Below are 25,911 nucleotides of genomic sequence, written 5' to 3'. Positions count from 1 at the left end.
TCCCAGTCGTTCGAACCCTTTCACCTACCCCCGCGCCGGAATCTTCAACCCCCGCTCCACTCCCGGCCGCGACGTCCCACGCTCCAGCCATGCAATGACGTTCTCGAACTGGTCGAACGCCACCAGCTCCCGCGCGCCATAAAACGTCACCAGGTTATTCACCCAACCCAGCGTGGCGATATCCGCGATCGTGTACTCATCGCCGACAATCCAGTCCTGCCCGGCCAGCTGCTTGTCCAGCACCCCAAGCAACCGCTTGGCTTCATCGACATAACGCTGCAGCGGCCGCTTGTCTTCCCATTCGCGCCCGGCGAACTTGTGGAAGAACCCCACCTGGCCAAACATCGGGCCGATGCTCGCCATCTGGAAGAACACCCACTGGATGGTTTCCCATTTCTTCGCCGGATCCTTCGGGATGAACTTGCCGGTCTTCTCGGCGAGGTAGAGCAGGATGGCACCGGATTCGAACAGGCCGATGGCTTCGCCACCTGGGCCATTCGGATCGATCATCGCCGGAATCTTGCCGTTCGGGTTCAGCGACTCGAACTCCGGCAGCTTGCTCTCGTTCTTCATGATGTCGACGAGGTGTACCTCGTACGGCAGGCCAAGCTCCTCGAGCATGATCGACGCCTTCACGCCGTTCGGCGTGGGCAACGAATACAGCTGGATGCGATCTGGGTGCTTCGCCGGCCAGCGGGCGGTGATCGGGAACGAGTCGAGGTCGGCCATGGGGATTCCTTGGGGTTTTGCGCGGAGTGATCGTTCGAAGGTAGGGCGGCGGCGTGGCGGATTCAACCGTAGCCTGCCGTTGTTCCCGGATGGGTGAAGGCATGCGGCGGTGCTGTGCGTCGGGTGATGTCGCTGCGGGGTGTAGGGGAATGCCTTGGGGGTGATGTAGGCGTCGGCTGATACGCGAGTGTGGGCGCGGGCTGGGGCGTTTCCTGGGCTTCGCGGGGTCCGGGGGCGTGGCTGTAGGGGACGCCGAAATGGGCGATGCGTGGCGCCTAAACTCCTCGCGCACCACCCGACCCACCCTCACCGACAAGGGACTTGTCATGAAACGAAAGCTCATCCTTACCGCCCTGCTGCTGGGCGCCGTACCGTTAGCCGCGCACGCCACCGATGGCGGCAGCGGATCCTCCAGGTCGGGGGGCGCGCAAAGCGGCCTCTTCGTCCATGCCACCTTCGGGAAATCCTCGTTCAACATCGATCGCAACGTGCAGAAGGACACCCACGGCCGCTACGGCAATGCCTTGATCGGCTACCGCTGGGCCGTCGCCGACCAGTTCGCCCTGGGTGCCGAAGGCGGGTACGCGTGGCTTGGCCACCTGGGCCACCGCCAATACCTGCCCATCGCGGGCAGCAAGAACAAGGCGCTATACACCCGCGACCTCGACCTTCGCGCCTACCTCCTGGGCGGAACCTTCAAATGGCATATCGCCGACCAGCTTTCGCTGGTCGCCCATGGCGGCGTTGCCTGGAACCAGGCCCGCCAGCGCGACCGGCTCATCGGGCCCGGCCTGCTCAGGAAGTCGTGGGTCAACGCCAGCAACACTCGCCCGTACTTCGGCGTCAGCCTCGGCTACGCCGTCCTTCCCAAGCTGACCCTCAGCATCGATGCGACCCGCTACTTCGCGAACCGGGTAAATTACACCGACGGCCGTACGCAACTCCTGGCCGTTAACACCGTAGGCGTCGGCGCCGAATACGCCTTCTGATCGGCGGCGGCTTACACTGCGGGCATGCCTTCCGTTGGGGGATACATTGCATGCCCGCTTTCATCGCCCTGCTCCGCGCCGTGAACGTCGGCGGCACCGGGAAGCTACCGATGGCCGAGTTGAAGGCCATGTGCGAGGCGGAGGGCTTCCTTGCGGTAAAGACCTATATCGCCAGTGGCAATGTGGTGTTTACCTCCACGCTCAAGGAGAAGGCCGTCAAGGCCGCCCTTGAGGCCCGCCTGGCGGCTTAGGCCGGCAAGCCCGTCGGAGTCATGGTCCGCACCGCCGCCGAAATGGCCGCCGTGCTCGCCGCCAATCCCTTCCCCGATGCGCCCGGCAACCGCGTGGTAGCCATCTTCCTCGATGCGCCACCGCCCAAAGACGCCCTGGCTTCGGTACGCCACCAGGCGAACGAGGAAATCCGCCTGGGCAAGCGTGAGATCTACGTCCGATACGACGACGGCATGGCCTCGTCCAAGCTGGTGATCCCAGCCGCCAAAGCCGGCACCGCGCGAAACATCAACACCGTCGCCAAACTAACCGACCTCGCCACCGCCCTCCTGTAGGAGCGCGCCTGCGCGCGACCCCTACATCCAGAAGGTCACAATCGTCCGCTTACCCATCAGCCTCAGAGGCCAAAGGCAGAGCCGCACCACCCGCGGGGACCTCGACTTCACACGCCCCAATGGGTACCAGGGGGAACGACGTCCACGGAACAGATGCGGCGTCGAACAAGTCGGATATCTCTTGTAAGAACGGCAAGATTATGATGCCGTCTGTTCGTTGCTTTATCTGATGTCGATGCAGACACCCTATCCAAGCCACCACACGTCCCGATCGGATGTTGGGATGGCACTGTGCGATGCATCCGCACACCAAACCGTTCCGTCGGAGAATCTTGGTGTTCGGACGTTTGTCACAAACCGATCAAAGTTAGTCGCTCCACAGTCCGGACAAGCCGGAATAGCTGCGAGAAAGCGATCGACCTTTGAAGCGTAATACGCTCGATAGCCAGCGCCAGAGTCAGGTACGCCTACCGGAGGCACTTCGCTCAGGATCTTATCTTCCCTACCGCTCTTCCAGACTATCGTGTTGCAATTTGCGCACTGGGCGCCCACCACATCAGATCGAGACTCGTCTATCGCAAACGTCACACCGTGACTCTCCAGACTGCTCAGCATGAGCACCTCGATGCCGAGTGATCTGGCACTTTTCTTCAGCATTTGATGCTTATCCATGACCGAAGGAACCATTCCCCACTTCCACGCGAATGTCACCGAAAACATGGCATCAATGGGATATCAACAAGCTATCGATCAATCCTGAACCAGAATATCGAAGTCAAAAATAATCCGCCGACAATCATTGATATCGGGACGAGAGGCGTAAACAGCACGCTGATAAAGATGTCGATACCTTCTCTCCATCGTCCGTGCTCAGTGAAGCAGAAGACCATAAAGACTACTGCCCCGATTGCTCCGGCTAAGAACACCAAGCCGTATGTCAAAGGTGATGGCTTCACCTTCGAGAACTGGGCCATAACCGCGCCGATAACGCCAGACCAGAGCCCATCGATCACTGGCCCACCGCCTCTTTGGCTTCGACTTTCAATCATTGCGTTCGCGGCGCTGTTCGTGCCGTTTCTGACAAGGCAGAAGACCGTCGCTAAGCTACTTGGACCCGATTCGTCGATGAACTCCAAAGTAGCCGATCAAAAAGCACGCAACCCCCGCTACCGCACCAGAAATAAACGCTTTCCGAAGAAAGAAAAAGACAACCTTTTCGTCAAATTTCAAGCCGTCGTATATCGTGTAAATCACGCCACACGACGCCGCAATTACAAACGAAGTACAGAACATTGCTGATCCGTAGATCACAGCGCTGACTAGCCGTCTCATTTCGACGCCCCATCGTTAGGTTGAGCTTTTTCGAAACGCTCAATCTGTCTATCGCGTCCTAGTGATCGTGCGAGATCACAACCACGTCCACGCGCCTTTGACCCAATTTTCCAGTACACATTGAAGATTCCCAGCAGAAAACATACAAACCCAGTCTTGACGCCGGCTAAGAATGCCAGCGTGAATAAAAGCCGGAGACTTCGCTCGCTAAAGTCAAATTCGTAGATCAGGTTTACGATCACCCCAGACACCACGGCCATGACGAACACCGTCGCAAACATGACCGAACCGAACTTTGCCGCATTAAAGAGCCTTCTCACTTCTTCGTCTCTTGGTACACCCGCAACCTTCTGCGCTAGACCATTCTTTCTATGAGGGCATCACTCGCATTACTTACGACTTCTTCGGCGCAGAAAGAAGGCGGCAATAGCAAAGCACGTGGCGGCAGTACCCGATCCAGCAATCAGTGATTGCTTGAGAAGGAAAAGCATGCCTTCAACAGTGAATGCCGCCCCATAAAGGATCGTCGCTATCACCCCCCAGAAGGCGACACTAATGAAAGAAACTGCAAACATCGTAGAGGTAACCGCTAGGTATGCTCTCATTGCCCTGCATCAATAGGTCTAGATGGCGGCCTGATTCAAGGTCGGCATCGCACGAACATTCAACACCGTCGCCAACCTAACCGTCCTGGCCGCCGCCCTCCCGCAGGAGCGCGCCTGCGCGCGACTCGTACTCCAGGGGTTCACGTTAATCAGCTCAACCTTCGGCCTCCAAGACCAAAGGCACAGTCTCACCACCCGCAAGGTCAAGCTCTGCCAACATCCGACTGGCACAGCTATCGCCAATCACCGCCGCCGTACGATGGATGCGCTCGTGATCACCAGCCATCCAGTCGTCATAGTTATGTTTCTCAAGCGACGCACCCGCGCATCGGACCGTCTTCGCAAAGAAGACCCCGCGCTTCAAGGTCAGCCTCAGGTCGAAGTACAAGCGGTAGTTATCGGACTCGGTGAGATTCTCGAAGTCGAGTGCCCAGAAATCGACAGAGGCGATCATTGAGTAGTTCGCGGCTGGGTTGTGGATGATGCCTATCTTTGCCAAACGGTCCCGCAAACTCACGTCCATTGCTTTCCCAGGGTCTTTGAACTCACCGGCATCGACGACGACCTGAGATAAGGGCCAAGCGTTCGCATCGAGATACCCGCCTTCTGGCATCCTGTTGCGCTGGCCGACAGGGATCGGATTGCCTCCGCCCAGCGCAGCGGTAGCGAAGCTCAACACGGCGAGCGCCGCGATCTTTTCCTTCGTTTGCGTGAGGAAAGTCGCGTCGTCTGCAGGCTTCATGTTGAGACCTTTGGCGCGAATCGTGTCGATGACATCCGAGCTCAGCGCCGGACGCTTCGGGCCACCGGCGCAACCGGAGAGCGCGATGGCAACGAAAACTGTCGAAATGACGTAGTGACGCATGTATGACTCCTTGTCATAAGTTCATTCCTGCACGTAGTTGCGCAGCTGTGAGACGCGGGCTATGCACGGCTTCGGCGGATGCATCCGGAATCCAGAATGGAAGATCTACGAACGAGCTTGTTCCGTGCATGGCCGTGCGTCGCTTTCTTCCCGACTCATCGGTGACGGCCAGAATATGCCAAGAGAAAAGATGAAACTCCGAGGCACGATCCACCCGCAAATCCGCACCTGATAATCCGCAGGACGTTATCCGAGTCGAACTCAAGGGAGAAATCTTCCTGCTTCCCCAAGAGGTACTCACACGCTCGAATTGCAAGAACTAGTTCTGGCCACCAACCTTGGCCATGTCAATCGCAAACTGTTCTTGCGTAACAGCGCTCACGCCATAGTCAGTCATTGATTGGTAAAAGCGATTCACATTTACCCAATAAGGCATAGACTCCGAGAGCTGAGACGGCCCTCCAAACGTGGGTCCGCCAATGCGGCGGTCACCGGAGAACGCCAACGATAGACCGTCGCTTTGTCGGCATGCCACTAAATCAATCGCCGCGCAAGCTACTGCCAAACGACCGGCTACTCGTGTGGCCGGCCGAACAGTCGAAAGGATAGCGACCTCCACTCCGCTGTCGACGCCCGATCTCACACGGCCTTTCATCGAATAGTGAGTGGCTCCGTAGAGATGAGCAGCATTGGGCGGGTCCACCAGATCAAATCTGACTGCGAAGGCAAGCTCTTCACCGGACAGTGACCGTCGTGCGTTAGCAAGGCTCTCTCCTTTAGAAGAGAACGACGGGTGGAACATCCGAAGTGATAGACCTGGGTGGTCGGAGTCAACGAATCTTGCTCTCGTCGCGCGCGAGAGAAACCTGCTGGAGTCTAGATCCCAGTCTGCATTTGAACCATCGCGGACTTGGCGACCCGCCTGCGCAAGAAGCAGCAGTGCTGCTTCTTGCGGCGGCAGACGACGCTCAAATCCGTATTGCTCCGCATGCTGATGAATCCAAGCGACTTCTACGTCCGTGAGGGGACGAAGCAAGACGCCCGTGTCTTGCGGCTTCTTCTCATCTGCTTCGCTCGCCGCACTTACAGCGACCGCGGCAGCTACACGGCTGACCACTTCCTGCCCATCGTCTGAATTCAGATCGACCCCTTTACCAAGCAGGTAAGCTCGCAGGTCCGAACCGAGAGCATCGGCCTCGACAAACGAGCCCTTCCGTGCCGCCGCCGATCGCTCGTCGAGCCGCGCCAGGGAGGCGGCGCCTTCGACGATAGCCTTGCTGTTGAGGGCCCTGAGCCTCGACGCCTCGCTCTTTGCTTGGAGCTCCGCGATAAACCTCGAGCGATCTGCAAGAAAGCGCAGCGTACGAGGCGCCTCATCGCCCGCTTGGCAGATACCAGAAACACATATTGAAGCGAGCATAGTAGCTCTGGCAAAAATGCCTTTCATCAAAAACCCCTCTCTTTCCTTCATCACTAAATAACTTCGTCAAACCCTGGCACCCACTTCTCGATTGGGGCTCATCAATACTTCGGGAGGCAACAATCGTGATGTTCGCTCGTCAACTGGTTCACGAATCCCTAAATGCTGTCACCCCAGACAGCGGCGTTCGCAACAGCCTCGCTTCCCCAGGCCCACGCGCACGGGTTCGACGAATTTGTCGAAAAGCGCGTAGTCAAATATTGTTTCGCTCTCTAACATCGCACGATTGATCCTGACATCCCGCATCGACTCAACCCGTCGCTCAATTGCGTCATTTAAATTGGTATCGACCAAGAAGACGTCAAAAGAGCTAGGCAACAGAAGTCTGCCTTCGTTTCTCACGTACTTGGTCTAACGACTGAAGCGATGTTTCAAAACCGTTGATAGCCTGAATGTTCGCTAGTGGGGTCTTCGAGGTCTTGGTTGCGGCAGATAGACGAGAAGCATACCCATGACTGCCGACACCAATCCTCGCTTACTCGCGAATGTCACGGCGAACACGAAATCAAAGTCAATACCCTTTATTGCGCATGCTATCCACGCAAAGATGACGGTCAGGCTTGTTGTGAACACAAAGAAATTCAATCCGACCGCGATGCTAAGAAGTAGGCGGGTCATTTTTCATGGACTCGTGCGGTACCTTCCTTTGGCGCCTGCGTTTGCACCGAATTCATAAGTGCCTGAAAGGCCTCCGCTGTCATAGGACCAGCCGCATTACCTGAGACATATGGCAAGACAGACGACGGCATTTTTTTTCGCATCCAGTTGGTGATCAAACCTCCATTTTTATAGCCCGCGCCATTAGCGATTCCGGAGAAAAGCGAGCTTAAGAAAGGATCGTTGTTTTCGTTGTAGATTCGATTGTTAAGTTCGGTCTGTGCAAACGCTCCAACCGAACCGACTGCCATGTTCCACGAAGCACCACCACCGACACCGAGGGATCCTCCAGCCGTCGCTATAAGGACGTTCGTCCACCGGACATGCCCTTCTTGCGCGAGCTGCGAGGCAGCATTGACCCCTCCATTCAACGCGCCTGCGCCAGCTCGCGAGGCCAGAACGTAGGTAGCGGCGTTCGCGACTAGCGCGCCTTCGCGAGATGCATTAGCTGCCGCCAAGAATGGAACGCCCGCTGACAAGCCTCCACTTACGCCAGTCATGACGAGCTGACCATTAAACTTCAGGAACTTACCTGTGTCTTCAGATACCCATGCATCGACTCGCTCAGGCAAGCTCGTGCTTTCGTAGTACGTAAGAAGCGCAGACTCTCGGCCGACATCTCCGAGTGGATTCATAGCCTCCAGAACACTGGCCAACGCGCGCTTATCTTTAAACAGCTGGTCGGCGCCGAGCTCCGAATTCGCTCGCTCCTCCCCCGTCGATGTTAGATCGTACTTCCATCCATCTAGAGTGGCAGGATTGTTGAGGCCGAGAAAATCCCGCGCGTCGTCGCGCTGCTCAGGGGTATCGTTCACGCCAACGTCCTTTCCACCGAAGTATCTCCCGGAAAAGTCATCGTTCGCCGCCATCACCGCACGAATGAGCAGGCCGCGTGCTTCACGCTCAGTGATGCCCTTCTCCGCCGCATACTTTATGGCGACCTCGTCGGTGATGAAGTTGACCAAGCTGGGGTGAATCTGCCGGTTGTACTTTTCACCATTGAGAGCAGCAAGCGCACCCGTTCCTTGGCCCGCGACGCCACCTACAGCGGCACTTCCAAGCTCCATGAAAGCTCGCCACTCGTCACTGCGCGGATCCACGCCCTGCTTGTAGAGGAACTCCTGCATCGCCTTGGATGCAGCCTCGCTCGCGGTGCCGCCGAGCGCGCCCTCAGCTGCGCTTCCACCGCCCAGCGCTGCTATGGCAGCGCCGACGACGCCGTGCAGGATCACCTTGTTTCGGCCGCCGTCGCCCCAGGACTTCCATTCCTCTTCGGTCTTACTCTTGTTTTGCATGTGGGTAGCCACATCGCCGACGCCGCGCATCCCGACATAGCCAGTAAGCGTGGTCAATTCCTGGTTCTCGCGAACCTTTTCCAGATCGAACACATTCTTGAGGGAATCGTTCGCCAGTGTCGGCGTACGATCGAGGCCGCTGAGATCCTTGCCCGGCTCATTACGCACGATGATCGTGCCTCCAGCGATACCCGCCTTGGTGTCGCTACTCTCGTTATCGTGCTGCGGCGTAAGCAGGCCAACAGCGGCACCCACGGCGCCCGAAATGTTGCTCGCCAGGGTACTCCCGCCGCTCATGGTCACCTGGGTGGCCTTGTACTTGGTCTCGTTGTGCAGATCCTCATAGACAAGGCTTCCCGTGCTCAGTAGGTTCTTCGACGCATCGGCCGTGCTGGCAATCTGGCCGCCAACCAGGTGTGTCGTGCCGCCCACCGCCATTTGGAACCCGCCGGCGCCAGCCTTGATGCCGCTGACTTCGTTGACGCTCTGGTAATGGCTGTCGACCGTTCCTTTGCTGTAATAACCGCTTGCGCTGACGAACCCACTTTGTGTCCAGCCGACCATGACCTTGCCGCCGGCCTGCATGGTCTTGCTGGCGTAATCGTCGGTGTCCTGCTCGCTGCGGATGGTCAGGTTGTTCCCGATGTCGGCGATGACCTGCTCACCCTTCAGCTGCGCGCCTTGGATGGTCGTGTCATTCCCGCTAAGCAGGGTGAGGACATTGCCAGCGTTGATTGTTGTTTCGGCGTGCGTCGTGCCGTTGCCCCGAACCTTGCCGTTGCCGACGCTCGCCTCTGCGAAGATGCCCAAGCCGCTCGTCCCAAAGCTCACACCCACACCGCCGCTGCTGTTCTTTGAGTCGTTCTTGAGTGTGTGCTGTTCGGCCTGACTCAGCAGGTTGATGTCGTGCGCAGCTGCGAGGGCCACGTTATTGCCCGTAACTTCGCTCCCGATGATGTTCAGATCGCCACCGGTAGCCGCAATGGTGACATCGCCGTTACTCCGGATATGGCTTCCGAAGGCAACTTCGTCGTGGCTGGTTGTGCGGCTGCTCGCGCTCTTGCCGCCGACGCTGGCCTGGACGTTGATGCCCTCTTCGCCTGCCTTCCCACCTTCACCGGCGCGAACGCCCTTGGCAACGTACGCGTCGCTGAGGTCCTTGATGTCATAGGCGGCCTTAGCGGCGTACAGTGCCTTGAGCCGACCGTCATCGACTTCGCTGGCACGCCGGGCGGACTGCCGCGCGTCCATCGCAAGGGACGCCATGGAGCCTCCGAGGCCTACGGTGACCCCGCCTTCGTCGTGGCGCTGGTACTGGGTCGCATCGACGGTACCGACCGTCGAGTCGATCGTCATATTCTTGCCAACGATCGTGGTGGCTCGCTCGCTGATCACGTCAGTCCCGGTCAGGCGCAGGTCATTGCCTGCCGTCAGGGTGACCTGACCATTGGTTGAGCCGACCAGGCTGCCGGTGTGGGTCAGTTCCGTGATGCTCTGGCCCTGCGTATCCCTTGCCTTCCCATAGTGATCGTTCAAGCCCTGACGGGAAAAGCCGGTATACGTCACCGAGCTGTCCTGGCTCGAGCTGTAGGTGTTCTCGGCGGTGGTCAGGCGCAGATCGTTCCCCGCGGCGAGCAGCACATCGTTCGTCGCGGCGATCTGCACGCCCTGGCCGACAAGGTTCCGGCCGGCAGCGACGGTGACACTGTCACCGCTCACGGTCGTGCCATGTGCGATGGTCTGGGTCGTAGACGAGTCGCGGGTAGTGGCCTTGCCCTGGTGCACCGGCGCCAGGCCGCGGTTGAGGACCGCGCCGGACTTCTTGGTCCGCGAGGCATGGCTTTCGCTGTAGCTGTCATGCGTGGCTTCAAGGGCGATGTCGCGTCCCGCCGCGAGCGCGATGGCACCATCGGAACTGACCTGGGTGCCCTGCAGCCTCATGTCGCGCGACGCTGCGAGGATAACGCCATCGGCGCCATGGATAGCGGAACCGATGGCGTACGTGTCATCCGTGGTGTCCCGCGTGCTCGTCTTTTTACTCGAGAAGGTGCTGGACGTCTTCTTCTGGGTTGTTTGCTGGGTTGTGTGCCGCTCAGCCCCAGCATTCAGGGTGATGTCGTTTGCCGCCGCCAGTGCAACACCACCCGTTTCGCTGGTGATGCTCAGGGCGGTGGCGTTGACGTCGTGGCCTGCGCTGATAGTTACGCCCTGCGCGCCTGCCAGCTGCGTGCCGTTGAGGGTTTCGTCCATGGTCGACGTGCGGATCAGCTTCTTGCCTTCCTTGTCATGGGCATCGTGCCGCTCGGTGTCGGTGACGGCATTCAGAACGACGTCGCGACCGGCGCTGACAACCAACTGCTCACCCGCAGTGACCTTTGCCCCTTCGCTGATCACATCCCGCCCAGCCACGAGTGCGGCACTTCCACCCGCGCTGATCGTCGTCACCGCGTGCGCTGTGCGCTCACTGTTATGCATTCCACCCTGCACAGCCGTCGTCTGGCTGGTCGCACCCAGGCTGATGTCCCCTCCGGCGACGAGCTGCGCATCACCGCCCGCCTTGACCGACGTCGCGTCAAGTGAGAGATCGCGCTTCGCTGACAGAGACAGATCGCCACCGGCCGTCGCCAGCACGTTGCCCAGCGCAAGGTCGCGGCCCGCATTTGCGCTGAGGTCGCCGGTCGAAGCGATCGAACCGCCGGTGGCGAGCCCGAGGCGGCCGGCATCGAACGGTGCCATGGCGTCGCCGAGCTTCAGTCCGCCGAGGTCGACGCGGCCGATATCGGCGCCACTGCGGATGTCGTTGCCAGCCGCAAGGCTGACGTTCCCGCCCTTGATCACCCCACCATTGAGGATGTCCTGCGCCGCGGTAACATTTAGATCACCGCCGGCGGTGAGGTTGCCCGCATTGAGCAGGGTGCCCGCCTTGAGGCTGGCGTCACGGCTTGCCGCGATGGTGCCGGTGTTCGTCAGCGCGCCCGACGCATCGAGCACCACCGACTTGCCGGAGAGGATCGCCCCGCCCTGCGCCGCTTCCTGCGCGTGCGCGGCGGAGAGGTAGACCACCGGCACCAGCACCTTCTCGCCGTTGACCTCCTGGCTCACCATCCAGACGATGTCCTGGGTGAGGTTCGCCATCTGGTCGGAGGTGAGGGCGACACCGACGGCGAGCTGGATGGTGCCCGCCGTTTCGGCGCCCGCATCCATGAGCGCGCGGTACTGCGCCATCGCATCGGTGTTGTCGGTGAGGTAGCGGCGGCCGGTCAGCGAGGTGATCTGGTCGAGCACCATCCGCTGTTCATAGAAGCCGTCGCCGAGGCGCTTCATCAGGCGCGTGCCGTCGAAGCCGAGCCGGCGCATCAGGTAGTCACTGCCGAGGAAGCCGGCCTTGCTGGCGAAGCGCGGGTCGGTCTCGATCAGGTAGGGGCTGCCGCTGCCGGCGTGCGTCGTATACAGGCCATTGGACGGCAGCCGGATCTGCCCGGCCGGCGCGTCGGGACCACCGATGCTCTGCGAGCCCGGACGCGGGCCGGCGTGGCTGTTGCCCGGTGCGTCACCCAGGCCGCCGAGGTCGACGTCGCCGCCGGCGTGGCCGACCTGGCCAGCGCCCTTGCCGACGACATTGCCACCGCCCACGTTGGCACCCAGTTGTACGCCGCTGATCGGCTTGCCATCGGCACCGACGGTGGTGTTTTCGATCGCCTCGCCGTGGAATTTTAGGGAGCCACCCGCGGTCATCCGCGAGGCCAGGCCCTGGCCCGGGTCGATCGTGATCCATGCGGGCCGCTGGCCGTCGCCCAGGGCGATGGTCGCGATGTTGCTGCTCGTGCCGTAGATACGAAACCCGTCGGGCACCCAGCGACGCGGGTCATGCACCAGCGCCTCCCAGCCGACGCCGTTGAAGGCCACCGTGCGGACCGTGCCCGTCGGGGCCCAGGCGATATTGCGGATGATTTCGCCGCCGATGGCGGTCTCGCCCGCACCCACCGAGCCCTGGCCGGCTCCGTTGATGATGAGGTTGTTGCCGGCGGCGACGGTGGACTTGTCGTTGGTCACCGAACCGGACAGCACGATGTCGGTACCGCCGACGATGCGCCCTTCGGCGCTGGTGCGCTTCAGCCGCTCGTACGACACCAGCGTGTCGACGAAGGAGCCTTCGAACGACGAAGGGATCCCGTCGCCATCACGGAAGCCGATGCAGCGGTGGTTGTCGTAACCGCTCTGCTGGCAATACGCCCGCGCCAGCGCGATCTCTTCCGCGGACACGACCTGCGAGGGATCGATGTTCGGCGGCCGATGATTCGGATCCGGATCGTTGTACGCATAGCGCACCACGGGGCCACTCGATTGCTTCACCGCGTCGTCGGCAAGTCGGACGGTCTCGGTCTCGAAGACACGACGTTCGTTGGTGATCTGCTGCGCGGCCAGCGTCACGCGCTGGTCGGCTTCGATATCACCGGAGCGGTTGACGATCGCCTGCGTGCGATTACCGGCCTCGTCGGCGGCGATGAAGATGTCGCCCAGCGCGAACACCATCGCGTCGCGGTTGAGGAAGGTGCCGCCGACCAGCAGCCTGACATCCTTCGTGGCGGCGATCAGCGCGGACTGGTAGGCCGCATTGTCCGTGACACCGCCAAGGTCGGCACCGTTGGTGAGGTTAAGCGCACGGATGGTGATGGTGTCGCCGATGATCGAGCCGGTGTTATCGATATCGGTACCACTGACGTCGAGCGTATCGCCTTCGAGGCGCCCACGGTTCGTGACCTGGCCACGTGAGTTCAGGGTAGTGGCGGCGCTGCTGATCCGCGCGCCCGTGCCGTTGTCGATGGACGCCGCGTCGATCGTGAGCGCGCCAACGCTCTCCAGCACCGCGCCATCGCCGTTGTAAAACGAACCACCCAGGTGCAGGCCGAAGTTCCGGTTGGCCTTGAACTGGCTACCACCGCTATTGACGAAATGCCCCGGCAGGCTGATGTCGAGGTCGCGGCCCGCGATGACGCGCCCGTCGCCGACGATGCCGCCGGTGAGCGACAGCGCCACGTCGCCGTTGGACGAGGCATTGCCTTCAAGGTTTTCCAGCCACGCCAGGGTGAGCGCCAGGCGTGCGCCCGCGCCAAACTGGCCCTGGGTGTTGGTCAGCACGGCATCGCCGTTGTGCCAGGCGAGCGTCCCCGCGGCGTAGACATTGCCGCGGGCGTTCAACAAAGCTCCGGTGCCGAGGGCCAGGTCGCCACCCGCGACCACGCGACCGTCGCTGTTGTCGATCGATGTGCCGTTGACCGACACATTGCCCTGGCCACCCAGGGTGCCTCCGCTGTTGTCGATGCCACCGCCGACGCTGAAGCGGGTCTGCCCGGCGCCGCCGTTGGCAATGCGGCCACCGACATTCGCCAGCGATCGGCTACTGACGGCGAGCTCCGCCGCGCTGTCGCCACTACCGCCCTCGATACGGCCGCCGTTGTTGTCCAGTGCCGTGCCCGCGGCGACCGACAGGCCGCCCATGGCCTGGATCGCACCGCGATTGACGAGCTGGCCCGTCGTGGCGATGTTGGCGCTGCCACCGGTATAGACCTGGCCCGCGTTATCCAGCGCAGCGGCGTGCAACCAAAGGCCGCCGTTGCCACCGATGAAACCACCGACGCCATTGCTGAGCGCGTTGGCGATGCCGAGCCGAATCAGTTCGCCGGAGAGCCCCTTGAGCTGGCCGCTGCCGTTGGCGAGCGAGCCTGCGTTGATAAGGGTGGCGCCACCGGACTGGATCGTCCCGGCATCGTTGGACAGGACACCCGCCGTCGTCACCGCCAGTGCGCTGCCGACGAGCGTGCCGCCATCGTTGGCGATGCTCGCGGCGTTGAGCGTCACGCCCTGGGCCAGGCTGATCGTGCCACCGGTCGAATCGAGTGCGCCCTGCGTATCGAGATCCAGCGCACCATTGCCGACGATGCGGCCACCACGGCTGGCAACGCCACCACCACTGCGCATGGTGAGCACGCCATCACCCGCATGCTCGATGGCGCCGTCGTTGTTGAGCATCGACGACGCACGCAACGTGACGTTCTTGCCGTTCGACGTGATGCGTCCACGGGAGTTATCGATGCCACCCCCGAAGGACAGCACCTGATCGGCCGATCCCGTCTGGGTGATGGTGCCGCCCCGGTTGTCGAGGCTGCCGCCCGCGATCGCCAGCGTGCCACCTTGCAACGTACCGCCGCGATTGCCGATCGCCCCGGCCGCGTGCAACGCCAACGCACGACTCGTCGCGACGTCGGCGTCCCCGGTGTCGATCCCGCCCTGGCGGGCGGTAAGCGAGATGTCGCCCGCCGAGCGGAGGTGTGCATGGTCCAGGTCAAGCGACGCCGCCGACAGCGTGAGCCCGCTCGCCGCCAGGGTGTCACCGTGGACCGACAGCGCCCCTGCGACAGTGGCGTTGAGGATGCCGGCGGTGCCAAGGCTGCCATCGGCCTGGATCCCCGCACCGAGCACGCCCGACGATACGAGCGTGCCCGCGTTGAGGACCAGGTTGCCCCTTGCCACCGTCGTACCCGTATTGCTGAGCACGTTCGCGGCCGACAGGGCGGCATCGCCGACGGCGCTGACCATGCCGTCCTGGGTGATGCGGTTGGCAGCCAGGGTCACGTTACCCGTGTCGGAAATCAGCTTGCCGGTGTTGCCGAGGTCGCCAGCCACGCGGACCGACAGGTCGCCACCAGCGCGCAGGGTGTTCGCATTATCGAGCGCGCCAGCACGCAGACCCAGCGTGCCAGCGGCGTAGACCTGGCCGGCGTTATCCACGCTGCCGTCGACATCGACCGTCAAGCCGCGCTCCGCATACAACACGCCTTGCGCACCGACAGAAAGCGACGCGCCCGAAAGGGCCATGTCGCCACCCGACTGCCAGTGGCCGTCGTTCGTGATGCCAGCGGCGCGCACCGACGTTTCGCCACCCGCGACGAGGGTCCCGCGGTTGACCACTGCACGCGTCGCCCACAGCACGGCGGGGCCCGCCAGGCTGAGACGGCCGCTGTTATCGATGTCGCCACCTTCCACGCGCGCCGCCCCACCGGCAATGACCGTCCCGGTGTTCCGCAGCGTGCCGCCCGTCTGCAGCAGCAGTCCGCCGCCCGACTCCATGGACGCCTCGTTGGCGATGTTGTCCGCACGCACCGCCAGCTGCTTGCCCGCGTACGCATCGCCAGCGCCCGTGTTGCGGAACCCCGCTGCATGGATATCGAGAAGCCCCGCGACGGCGTAAAGCTTGCCGCTGTTGGCCAGCGACCCACCGCTGCTGAGCGCGGCATCGTTCGCCGCGTAGATCGTGCCGCTGTTGTCGATGGCCCCGGTGGTGGACAGCGTCACATTGCCGCCCGAGGCGAGCGTGCCGCTGTTGGCCAGCGCCGCGGCTTGGATACCGAGATGCCCCGTCGACGTCGTTTTCCCCGTCAGTTCGAGATGGCCGGCCTGGTCGATGGTGAAGTCACCGCCCTGCGTCGCCAGCTCGCCCGCGTTGCGCACGCCGACGCCGGTCTCCGTTCCCACCAACCGGATCTTGTTGGCATACATGCCACCGAGCGCGGCCACGTCGAGGCTGACGCCCGCCGCGCCCTCGCCCGCGATCGCCCTGGCACCGAGGCCGGTGTAATCCACCTCATTGGCACCGGTAACGACGTTGAGTTCGTTGGCCCATGCCTTCGCATTGGCGGCGACGGTCCGGGCGATGAGATCGAGCCGGTCGGCCCCGGAGGCGTTCAATCCGGCGCCTTCGATCGCGATCTGCCCGCGGGTGACGCGGAACGCCGCGAGGCTTCCATCGCCACCGAACAACGGCGTGCCGGTCACCAGCGTGCTGCGCGAGGTATTGATGAAGCCACAGCCGTCGCAGCTGATCCCGTTGGGATTGGCGATAACCACTTCGGCCCGCTGGCCCGCGACTTCGGTGAACCCTCGCAGGCGAGACGAATTGGCCGAGGTCACCTCGTTGACGATGATCCGTGCGGACGCGCCGTTCGCGAGGTTCGGGTTGCCCACGATGTAGCCCGCCTGCTGGGCCTGGCTGACAGCACCACTGTTGTTCAGCACCAGGCCGCGCGGATCGACGTTGAAGTCCTGGTACTGGTTGTGCGACACACCGCGCTGGTTCGGCGCGACGATGTTCACCACCGGCGTGCCATTGGCGGCGTGATCCACGCCCGGCGCGTGGGCCGAACCCGCCGCGGGGGCGACCTGCGCCTGTGCGGCGACCGGGCCACCGGCCAGTGCGACGAGGATGGCGAGGGCAAGCGACTGGGCGGTGCCGTGGGGAAAAGAAAGGCTCTTCATGAGGTATGCGATCCGTTCAGTACTGATAGACGAGCTGGAAGCCCGTCGCAGGGCGCACGGTCTGCAGGGCGCGACCGCCCTTGCCCGCCCACCCGGCAAAAAAATCGACGTTCAGGGGACCCGCCCCGCCACGCACGCCGGCGAATGCGCCGCGAAGCGTCTTGTCCGGTAGCGCCTTGATGCTGGGACCACCGACGTGGCCGCCATCGATGCCGAGGTAGACGGCCACGGGCAGCGAACCGAGCGGAGCACTCAGCGTGTTGCGCCAGTACCAGCCCTTTTCGCCGGCCAGGTTCTGCTCGCCATCGAACCCGCGCACGCTGTAGCGACCGCCGACGGTGATGAACTCGGACGCGTACAGCACGTCGCCGCTGCGTTGTGCCCGCAGTTCACTGGTCCACTGCAGTGGCGCGCCGCCCACGCTGAAGGGCAGCGAGAGCGAGGCATCGAGAATGCCCATGCGGTACTGGAAGGTGGGATAGCCCGCCGGCAGGTTCGCGGCATCGCGCTGTCCGCCGAGCGCATGCAGGCCCTGCCGGCGCGCGATGCGCAGGTCGACCTGCGCACGCCCCACGAACTGCCGCTGCACCAGCGCCAGCTCGGCCGTGGCGACATGCCGCTGCTGGCTCACCAGTTCCGTGCCTTCGATGAAGTTGTGCGCGAGGCGCTTGCCGACGCGCAACTCCAGCGAGGTCTTCCCGTACGCCGTGCGGTGCAACAGTCGCTGCAGGGTGAGATCGACGGAACGCGACTTGCCGCTCGACAGGAAGGCCTGCTGCGAGCCCGTTACCGTCTGGTGGTAGTGGTAGTCGTAGAGGCTGATGCTGGCCGAGCCATTGCCGAGCGGCACGGCGTAGTTCGCGCTGTTGCCGCGCGTACCGTGCCCCCTACTCCGACCGACATCGTGGTTGTAGCCCAGCGTGAGCACGTCGTTGATGCGCAGCGGATTGTCCAGCCCGAGCTGGAGGCCGCCCTGCAGCCGGCCCGTGGCGCGCGAGCCGGTATCGTCCAGCGTCGCGACGACATGCCAGGGCCGCGTGCGCGCGATCGACACCACCAGGTCGGACTCGCCCGGGACGTCACCCGGGGCGATATCGATGGTGACGTCCTGCGACGGCACGCGCTTGAATTGCTCCAGCCCCTGCTCGATGTCGCGCAGGTTGAGCAAGCCACCGACCCGCGACGGCAGGGCCGTGCGCCAGAACCCGCTTGCCGAGCCCGGTGCGAAGCGAACGGCACGCACGGTAGCGGGGACCAGGGTGATTCGCAGGACACCCGAATGGATATCCTGCGGCGCAAGGCCGACACGCGTGGTGACATACCCACGATCGATGATCAGGTCGGATACGCGGCGGACGACGAGGTTGATGCCGTCGTGGCCCATGCAGCGACCGACGTACGCGCGCAGATAGCGCCGCGCGAAGTCGAACGCGCGCCCCGGGAAACCATCCAGGACGATGGCGTCGATGCGGAAGCATTCGTTTTCGACAGGCAGGTCGGTGCGGTGGAAGTCCGCAGGCGGCGCGCTGCCCAGCCGAACGGCCGGCTGGGCACGCTGGTCGTCGCGCGACTTTGCTTCACGCTGGGTGCGAGCGCGACGCTCCTGGGTGTCGATGTCCTCCAGCGCCACGGCGCCGACAGGAGACGATGCACCGGCGAGCACCGCAGCCGCACAGGCCATCGATGCGAGGCCGCATCGGGTGTTGGCGATGTAGTGCCTGTTGCTCATAACGTCCCTGGCCGCGATCACTTCGGGTCGAAGTGCTTCCGTGCCAGGGAATGTTATGAGTGCCGCAGGGCGCTACGCAGTAGAAGGATTCTGAAAAACGTGCCGGATTTTTGCCCGACGCTTGTAGGGGAAACCTTAGATACGAATGAGATTATTGGTCATTGAGCCGGCTATGCCGCGCGCCATAAGCGAAGTAGACAATGAGACCAATCACCATCCACACCGCGAACCGTTCGAAGGTGATCCACGGCAATCCATAGATCAGCGCCAGCGAGAACACGATGCCCAGCGGCGCGGTGAACCACACGGCCGGCGTGCGGAAGTTGCGGTGCAGTCCGGGCCGGCGCACGCGCAGCACCAGGACCGAGGCGCAGATGAGAATAAACGCGCTGAGCGTGCCGATATTGACCAGCTCGGCCACTTCGCCGATCGGCAGCAGGCCCGACACGATGGCGGTGAATCCGCCGAGGATCATCGTCGGACGCGCCGGCGTACCGAAGCGGGGATGCACCTTCGAGAACCAGGCCGGCAACAGGCCATCGCGCGACAGGGCGAACCAGATCCGCGCGGCGCCGAGCATGAAGGCGAACAGCACGCTCACCACGCCGATAACGGCGGCGACGGCGATGATGTTGCTGATCCACGGCAGGCCGATCGCGTTGAAGGCGTCGGACACCGAGGCCTCGCCACCCAGCGAGCTGTACGGCACGATGCCGGTGAGCACGAGCGAGACGGCGATGTAGAGCACCATGGCGACGGCGAGCGAGAGCAACACCGCGCGCGGCAGGTCACGCTGCGGGTCCTTCGCCTCCTCGGCGGCGGTGGTCAGTGTGTCGTAACCGAACACGGCGAAGAACACCACCGATGCGCCCGTGAGCACGCCGTGCCAGCCGAAGTGGCTCATGCCCTTGTCGTCGAAGACGCGCTCGGGGATGAACGGATGCCAGTTGGCGGTGTTGATGAAGAACGCGCCGACGCCGATGACCAGCGCCACCCCGATCACCTTGATGGTGACGATGAGCGTGTTGAGGCGCGCGCCCCACTCGGTACGCACCGAGAGCATGATCGCCACCAGCAGCGAGATGCCCGCGGCGATGATGTTGAAACGATGGCCGTCCGTCGGCGCCGGCACGGGGTTCGCGAAGCTGACGCCGAGCGAGCCCACCGCGTGCTGCCAGTAGTACTTCATGGTGTCGGCGCTCATGCTCTTCTGCGCCCACTCCGGCAGGTGCACGCCCGCCGTGGCCAGCAACACCTGCACGTAGCCCGACCAGCCGATGGCGACCACCGCCACCACCAGGGCGTATTCGAGCAAGAGATCCCAGCCGATGATCCACGCCGCGCCCTCGCCGAGCACCGCGTATCCGTAGGTGTAGGCGCTGCCGGTGACGGGAATGAGCCCGGCGAATTCCGCGTAGCACAGCGCGGCGCAGGCGCTGCCCAGGCCGGCGATGATGAAGCTGAGGGCCACCGCCGGGCCCGCGTTCATGGCGGCCTGCTGGCCGGCCAGGACGAAGATGCCCACGCCGATGATGCCGCCGATGCCGATGGCGGTGAGCTGCCACAGGCCCAGCACGCGGCGGAAATCCGATCGCTTGCCGACTTCCGCCTGCAACTGCTCGACCGACTTATGGCGAAGGAACCTGGCTAGCGACATGGGGCAATCCGGGGTGTGGCAAATGACCGCGGATCATAGCGGGCTGGGTGGGGGTGTGTCGCTGTGGGCCCCCACAGGCGCGGGCCCGTGGGGCGCGCCTGCGCGCGATGGGGTGGGTCGCGGGCTGGTTATCGCGCGCAGGCGCGCTCCTACGGGGTGTCTAGGGCCTGGCGGCCGAGGGCGGGGTCGTCGGTGAAGAAGGCATCGATGCCGGTGGCGATATAGGCGCGAATCTCGGCGACCGAGCCTGCCTCGTTGCGGGCCGCATCGCCCGCCCCGTTGCGGAAATCCGCCGCCAGGAAGTGGTTCTCGGGGCGGAAGGTGTACGGATGCACCTCCAGGCCGGCCGCGTGGGCGTCGTGGACAAGGGGCGCCACGGGGGCCAGCTTCCCGTCCTTGCCCAGCGGGATGATGCTGCGGGTGGACGGGCCGATGGCGTCGGCGTAGCCGCGGATGGCCTTGAGGCCCGCGGGCGTCATCATCTGCGCGTAGGTGAGCGAGGGCTGGTCGGCCGGGCGCTCCTCCCCGGCCTCCATCAGCTGCAGCAGGCGGATGTTCGGGTGGTCCTTGCCCAGCTTGCCGCGCAGGTACTTCAGGTTACCCACCTCGAACGACTGGATCTCCACCGGGGCCGTGCGGGTATAGGCATGCGCGGCCAGGGTCGCCAGCACCTTGTCTTCCATCGGCAGGCCCACGCCACGGAAGTACGTCGAATGCTTGATCTCCGGAATGATGCCCAGCACCTTCCCGCGCGCCGAGGCCTCGGCCGCCACGAACTCGATCATCTCGTCGAAGGTCGGCACGGTGAACTGTCCATCGAAGGCGGTGTTCGCCTTGCGGATATCGGCCAGGCGCTCACGTGCGCGCAGGGTCTTCAGTTCCGCGAGGGTGAAATCCTCGGTGAACCAGCCGGTGACCTGTACGCCGTCGACGGTCTTCGTCGTCTTGCGCGAGGCGAACTCGGGATGTGCGGCCACGTCCGTGGTGCCGCCGATCTCGTTCTCGTGGCGGACGACCAGGACGCCATCCTTCGTCGACACCAGGTCCGGCTCGATGAAATCGGCCCCGTCGCGGATGGCCAAGGCATACGAGGCCAGCGTGTGTTCCGGGCGCAGGGCGCTGGCCCCGCGATGGCCGATCACCAGCCCTTTCGCGGCGATCGGCCGGGCGGCCTGGGCTTCCACGGTCATCGGCAGGGCTCCGCTCAACAAGGCAAGGATGCCGAAGGATAGCGCCGTTGCCTTCATCAGAAGTCCGCCGACAGGGTCACGAAGCTCTGCCGCGGCGCGCTGGCATGGAACGCCAGGGCCCGGCCCTGCGGATCCGTCGCCGCGAACGCGGTCAGGTTGGTGGCGTAGCGATGGTCGGTCAGGTTGGTGACGTTCAGCGCCAGCGTCAGCGCCTTCAGCTCGCCAAGCGCACCGAAGTCGTAGCTCGCGCCGAAGTCGAACGAGGTCGCGCCGGCCACGCCCTGGTCATTGGTGTACGTGTAGTAGCGCTTGCCGGTGTACTTGCCGCGCAGGCTGGCCGACCACGGCCCCGTGGTGTAGCTCACCTCGCTGGCGAACATCCGCTTGGGCGTATCCACCGTCGTCTTGTCCTTCACCGGAACCACCACGCCGTTGGCCACGTAGTTGTCATCGTACTTCGAACGATTGAACGACGCCGAGTTGTACCACTGGAACCCCTTGAGGGGCTTCCAGATGAAGGTGAACTCCGCGCCGCGGCTGCTGACCGAGCCGACGTTGACGAACGCCGTGTTGCACTCCGGCCGCGTGCCCACCTCGATGCTCGGGCAGGGATTGAGCGAGAGCAGCCGGTTGTCGAACTTCACGTCGTACAACGCGACCGAGCCCTCGTAGAACGAGCCGACGCTGCGGAAGCCGCCGTCGATGCTGCGCGACTGCTCCGGCTTCAGGCTCGACCGGGTGCCATCGAACGCCGCCTGCGACACCGACTGCGGGCCACCCGCGCCGCCGCCCTGGAACGAGGCGATGTTCTTCGCATAGGAAAGGAACAACTCCTGGCCCGGCGCCAGCTTCCAGGCCAGGCCGGCCTGCGGCAGCAACGACTTCTGCGCCTTCAGCGTGCCGGTGGCGTAGGGGCTTTCCACGCCGGGCAGCTCGACCGCCTTCATCGTGGTGTGCGGGCTCTTCACGCCGACATCGACGGACAACCGGTCGTCGAACGCCTTGAAGCTGTCCTGCAGGTAAGCCTGTTTCGTCGTGATGGTGTAGTCCTGCGCGAACAGCTGGCGGTCCGGATCCTGCAGGTAGTACTTATCGCTGACGGGGCCGTCGATGTAATAGAAATTGCGTTCGACGTGGTGGTCGTTCTGTTCGTACCACACGCCGCCTTCGACATGGTGGGTGCCAAAGTCCCAGGCCAGCGACGCGATCGCGCCGTTGCGGTTGATCGTGTAGTTCGTGCTGCGGATGCTGATCGGCAGTTCCTCGGGCGTGCCCGGGAACGACTTCTGGCCCGGCGACCACCAGTGGCCCTGCCCCGCGTTCTCGTGATGGTAGACCTGCGTATGCAGGGTGCCGCTGTCGGCAACGGTGAAGTCGCCGGCGATGTAATAGAGATCATCGCGGCGCAAGGCGCGGCTCTGGTAATAGGCATCGTCGATGTTGTCGACGCCACCGGAGAAGCCGCAGCGCGGATCCTTCACGCCGCCGATCGTGTACGCGGGGGCGCAGTAGGCCGCGGCGAGGGCGCGGTTCCAGTCCGGCGCGTACAGGTTCCAGTCCCAGCCCAACCCACGCTTCATGCCGCTCTTCGACAGATACGCGTAGTCGGCCTGGCTGGTCCGCGAGGTATCGGCGAAGCCGGTGATCCGATTGCCATTGCCGAACTCGTACACCGCCTTGCCGTTGAACTGTTTGGTGTCGGTCGGCGAGTTCGGCTGCGCCCACATGTCCGCGCCGGCGTGCACGCCGGAGAGATACATGGAGAAGCCCTTGTAATCGCCGGTGTCGATGCGCGCGTAGGTACGGCGGTTGTGGTCGCTGCCGAAGGTCTGCGCGACCTTGCCACCGAACTTCGTCGACGGATCGGCCGAGAAATACTGGATGGTGCCGCCGAGGTTGCTGGTGGATGCCGTACCCAGCGCGCCAATGCCCTCGGAGAGTTCGACCGTGGACATGTTCTCGGCGATCAGCGCGCGCGAGATGTTCAGGCCGTTGTAGTTGCCATAGGCGTTGTCACCCAGCGGCAGGCCGTCCAGCGTGTAGCCCAGGCGGGTGGTGTTGAAGCCGCGCAGCGTGATGCTCTGCGATTCCTCGTTGGCACCGAAGGCATCGTTGGACTGCACGCTGACACCGGGCAGGCGATTGAGGATCTTTTGCGGACTGGTGCCCGGCGGGAGCACTTTCTCGTCGTCCGGCACGATGCGCTGCACCTGGCGGGTCTCGCCCTGGCCGATCACCGAGACCGTTTCCAGGTCTTGGGTTTTCGGCGGCGGGGCGTCGTCGGCGTGGGCCGTGGCGGCGATCGCGCCGGTGAGGGCGAGGAACAGGACAGTGCGCGCGTGCTTCATCGATGGGGGAGCTCGACATCAGGGAAGCCGACGAGCGTGCAGGTGCGATGTTTACGTTTTCTTACGACGACAGCCGGATCCTTCGAAGAGTGACCGCCGTCTCATGTTGCGAAAAACTGCAACACTTGGGCCCAACAATGGCGCACCCCGTAAGGACCTGCCCATGTCGCTGCGTCGCCGCCTGACCGCCCTGATCCTGCTTGCCACCGCGCTGCAAGCCCACGCCGCCCATCGGGTCATCGTCTTTGTCTGGGATGGCATGCGGCCCGACGCGATCAGCGAAGACGACACCCCGAACCTGGCCGCCCTGGCCCGGCAGGGCACGTTCTTCGCGGATAACCACGCGACGTATCCGACCTTCACGATGGTCAACGCATCGAGCTTCGCCACCGGTTCGTTCCCGGGCACGATCGGCTTCTTCGGCAACCGCTTCTGGGCGCCGGGGGCCAGTGGCTTCGACGCCAAGGGCGTGCCCAGCGACTTCGCGGCACCGATCTACACCGAAGACTACGCCGTGCTGCGTGCCCTCGACGACCACTGGCACCATGACCTGCTGCAGGCACCGACGCTGCTGGAACGTGCGCGGAAGAAGGGCCTGAAGACGGCCGTGGTGGGCAAGTCCGGCCCGGCGTTCCTGCAGGACATCCACGAGGGCGGCACCATCCTCGACGAGAACGTGGCGCTGCCGCTGGCGTTCGCCCAGAAGCTGGCGAAGGCCGGATTCGCGCTGCCCGCGAACACGGTGCATGCCTACGACCCCGACCACTTCCACCTGGAGCCGGACAACGGCACCCCGACCGCGCAGTTGCCGCTGGTGACGCTGAAGGATGGCAGCACGTCGGATGCTTCCGATGGTGCCGGCGCCCCGCCCAGTGCTTCCAATGCCTACCTGATGAAGGCCTTCCTCGAGTACATCTTGCCCGTGGAGAAGCCCGACCTCAGCTTCGTCTGGCTGCGCAACCCGGATTCGACCGAACACCAGTACGGCGTGGGCTCGCCCAATTTCCATCTCGCCCTGCGCGCGCAGGATGCGTTGCTCGGCGAGCTGCAGGCGAAGCTGAAGGCGCTCGGCATGGACGGCGATACCGACCTGGTCATCGTGTCGGACCATGCGCACAGCAACGTCGCCGGTCCCCGCGACCTGTTCCCGCTGCGCCAGATCGCCGATGGACGGGTCGGCAAGCCGGACGGCGAATGGGGCTTCTCGGTATCCGGCGCCATCCGCCTCGCCGACGAGATGAGCGCGGCGGGCTTCACCGCCTTCGACGGCTTCGGCTGCATCTACGCGCCGGTGATGGCCGGTGTCCGCGGTGACGGGACGCTGCTGCACCCGACGCGCTACGACGACGATGGGCGCGTCTGCGGCAAGCCCGGTCCGTATACGACGCCTTCGTACAAGGTGCCGGCCGAGCTGCCGAAGAATGCCTTCGTGATCGCGCCGAACGGCGGCAGCGAGTACCTCTACCTGCCCTCGCACGATCGCGCGCTGGTCGGGAAGGCCGTGCGTTTCCTGCAGTCGCGCGAGATGGTCGGTGCGATCTTCGTCGATGCGCGCTACGGCAAGATCCCCGGCACGCTACCGCTGGCCGCCGTGCATCTTGCGAACCAGCGCGCCCCGGACATCGTCGCCAGCTACGACTTCGATCCGGATGCCATGGTCCAGGGATTCCGCGGCACGGTGTACACCAGCATGAGCAACGAGCGCGGGATGCACGGCAGTTTCAGCCCGGTGGACGTGCACAACACGCTGCTGATGAGCGGCCCCGATTTCCGCAAAAACCTGCGCAGCGAACTGCCGAGCGGCAACGTCGACCTTGCGCCGACGCTGGCGGCGGTGCTCGGCCTGGACCTCGCCAAAGCAGACGGCCGGGTGCTGCGCGAAGGGCTCGAAGGGCGGGACGACAAGGGGCTGTCGGCAAGGCCCGTCGACATCGCGACCGATGCCGCCACGGGGCTGGACGTGCGCCGGGTGGACGGCACGCCGATGGGGCGAAGCACGTATCGGTTCGTGCTGAAGACCAAACAGCTGACCGATAACGGCAAGACGTATACGTACTTCGACCAGGCCAGGGCCGAGCGCAGCCCCTGATCCCCTGAATGCCGCCATCGCCCGTGTTGGGGCGGGGCTGGCGGGGCAGCGGCGGTCATGGGTTTTC

General features: G+C 63.7%; 14 protein-coding genes. 5 read left to right on the top strand and 9 right to left on the bottom strand.

Annotated elements, in window-relative coordinates; genetic code table 11:
• Positions 1-24: 24 nt before the first annotated feature.
• Entirely contained in the window at positions 25-729 is a 705-nt protein-coding gene (locus KPL74_19045) for a glutathione S-transferase N-terminal domain-containing protein (protein ID QWT19830.1), read from the bottom strand.
• A 326-nt stretch (positions 730-1,055) separates the two neighbouring features.
• Here KPL74_19045 and KPL74_19040 point away from each other — a divergent pair, with 326 nt between their 5' ends.
• The 4 genes from KPL74_19040 (at position 1,056) to KPL74_19025 (ending at position 3,583) form a co-directional block, all read left to right on the top strand.
• Complete coding sequence (locus KPL74_19040) at positions 1,056-1,718, top strand: outer membrane beta-barrel protein (GenBank protein ID QWT19829.1); 663 nt, start codon at positions 1,056-1,058, stop codon at positions 1,716-1,718.
• A 50-nt stretch (positions 1,719-1,768) separates the two neighbouring features.
• A complete protein-coding gene (locus KPL74_19035) occupies positions 1,769-1,969 on the top strand; it encodes a DUF1697 domain-containing protein (GenBank protein ID QWT19828.1) in 201 nt (66 codons plus the stop codon).
• Positions 1,970-1,990: 21 nt separating this feature from the next.
• Entirely contained in the window at positions 1,991-2,284 is a 294-nt protein-coding gene (locus KPL74_19030; protein ID QWT19827.1) for a DUF1697 domain-containing protein, read from the top strand.
• 873 nt (positions 2,285-3,157) lie between these two features.
• Entirely contained in the window at positions 3,158-3,583 is a 426-nt protein-coding gene (locus KPL74_19025) for a hypothetical protein (protein ID QWT19826.1), read from the top strand.
• 29 nt (positions 3,584-3,612) lie between these two features.
• On the opposite strand, the gene KPL74_19020 is transcribed toward KPL74_19025, so the two are convergent.
• From KPL74_19020 to KPL74_18985, 8 genes are all read right to left on the bottom strand, one after another.
• Positions 3,613-3,897: a hypothetical protein gene (locus tag KPL74_19020; protein QWT19825.1), complete on the bottom strand. Its 285-nt coding sequence runs from the start codon at positions 3,895-3,897 to the stop codon at positions 3,613-3,615.
• A 478-nt stretch (positions 3,898-4,375) separates the two neighbouring features.
• The gene (locus tag KPL74_19015) at positions 4,376-5,086 is read right to left on the bottom strand and encodes a hypothetical protein (GenBank protein QWT19824.1); all 711 of its coding nucleotides are present in this window, start codon (positions 5,084-5,086) and stop codon (positions 4,376-4,378) included.
• 319 nt (positions 5,087-5,405) lie between these two features.
• Positions 5,406-6,560 carry a hypothetical protein gene (locus KPL74_19010; GenBank protein QWT19823.1) on the bottom strand — a complete coding sequence of 385 codons (1,155 nt, stop codon included), beginning with the start codon at positions 6,558-6,560 and terminating at the stop codon, positions 5,406-5,408.
• Positions 6,561-7,180: 620 nt separating this feature from the next.
• A complete protein-coding gene (locus tag KPL74_19005; GenBank protein ID QWT19822.1) occupies positions 7,181-16,831 on the bottom strand; it encodes a hemagglutinin repeat-containing protein in 9,651 nt (3,216 codons plus the stop codon).
• Between the two features lie 16 nt (positions 16,832-16,847).
• Positions 16,848-18,560 carry a ShlB/FhaC/HecB family hemolysin secretion/activation protein gene (locus KPL74_19000; GenBank protein QWT19821.1) on the bottom strand — a complete coding sequence of 571 codons (1,713 nt, stop codon included), beginning with the start codon at positions 18,558-18,560 and terminating at the stop codon, positions 16,848-16,850.
• 151 nt (positions 18,561-18,711) lie between these two features.
• The gene (locus tag KPL74_18995) at positions 18,712-20,217 is read right to left on the bottom strand and encodes an amino acid permease (GenBank protein QWT19820.1); all 1,506 of its coding nucleotides are present in this window, start codon (positions 20,215-20,217) and stop codon (positions 18,712-18,714) included.
• A gap of 149 nt (positions 20,218-20,366) precedes the next feature.
• Entirely contained in the window at positions 20,367-21,407 is a 1,041-nt protein-coding gene (locus tag KPL74_18990) for a glycerophosphodiester phosphodiesterase (protein QWT19819.1), read from the bottom strand.
• Positions 21,408-21,463: 56 nt separating this feature from the next.
• Positions 21,464-23,755 (bottom strand): TonB-dependent receptor, encoded by a 2,292-nt coding sequence (locus tag KPL74_18985; protein ID QWT19818.1) that lies wholly within the window; start codon positions 23,753-23,755, stop codon positions 21,464-21,466.
• Positions 23,756-23,918: 163 nt separating this feature from the next.
• Here KPL74_18985 and KPL74_18980 point away from each other — a divergent pair, with 163 nt between their 5' ends.
• A complete protein-coding gene (locus KPL74_18980) occupies positions 23,919-25,844 on the top strand; it encodes an alkaline phosphatase family protein (GenBank protein QWT19817.1) in 1,926 nt (641 codons plus the stop codon).
• Positions 25,845-25,911 lie beyond the last annotated feature (67 nt).

Source organism: Bacillus sp. NP157, from assembly GCA_018889975.1.
Taxonomy (GTDB): domain Bacteria; phylum Pseudomonadota; class Gammaproteobacteria; order Xanthomonadales; family Rhodanobacteraceae; genus Luteibacter.
The sequence above is the reverse complement of the archived record's forward strand: the minus strand, read 5'-3'. Positions and strand labels throughout refer to the sequence as shown.

Coding starts and splice junctions, on each gene's coding strand:
- KPL74_19045 (QWT19830.1), bottom strand. CDS start 729: ATGGCCGACCTCGACTCGTTCCCGATCACCGCCCGCTGGCCGGCGAAG.
- KPL74_19040 (QWT19829.1), top strand. CDS start 1,056: ATGAAACGAAAGCTCATCCTTACCGCCCTGCTGCTGGGCGCCGTACCG.
- KPL74_19035 (QWT19828.1), top strand. CDS start 1,769: ATGCCCGCTTTCATCGCCCTGCTCCGCGCCGTGAACGTCGGCGGCACC.
- KPL74_19030 (QWT19827.1), top strand. CDS start 1,991: ATGGTCCGCACCGCCGCCGAAATGGCCGCCGTGCTCGCCGCCAATCCC.
- KPL74_19020 (QWT19825.1), bottom strand. CDS start 3,897: ATGTTTGCGACGGTGTTCGTCATGGCCGTGGTGTCTGGGGTGATCGTA.
- KPL74_19015 (QWT19824.1), bottom strand. CDS start 5,086: ATGCGTCACTACGTCATTTCGACAGTTTTCGTTGCCATCGCGCTCTCC.
- KPL74_19005 (QWT19822.1), bottom strand. CDS start 16,831: ATGAAGAGCCTTTCTTTTCCCCACGGCACCGCCCAGTCGCTTGCCCTC.
- KPL74_19000 (QWT19821.1), bottom strand. CDS start 18,560: ATGAGCAACAGGCACTACATCGCCAACACCCGATGCGGCCTCGCATCG.
- KPL74_18995 (QWT19820.1), bottom strand. CDS start 20,217: ATGTCGCTAGCCAGGTTCCTTCGCCATAAGTCGGTCGAGCAGTTGCAG.
- KPL74_18990 (QWT19819.1), bottom strand. CDS start 21,407: ATGACCGTGGAAGCCCAGGCCGCCCGGCCGATCGCCGCGAAAGGGCTG.
- KPL74_18985 (QWT19818.1), bottom strand. CDS start 23,755: ATGAAGCACGCGCGCACTGTCCTGTTCCTCGCCCTCACCGGCGCGATC.
- KPL74_18980 (QWT19817.1), top strand. CDS start 23,919: ATGTCGCTGCGTCGCCGCCTGACCGCCCTGATCCTGCTTGCCACCGCG.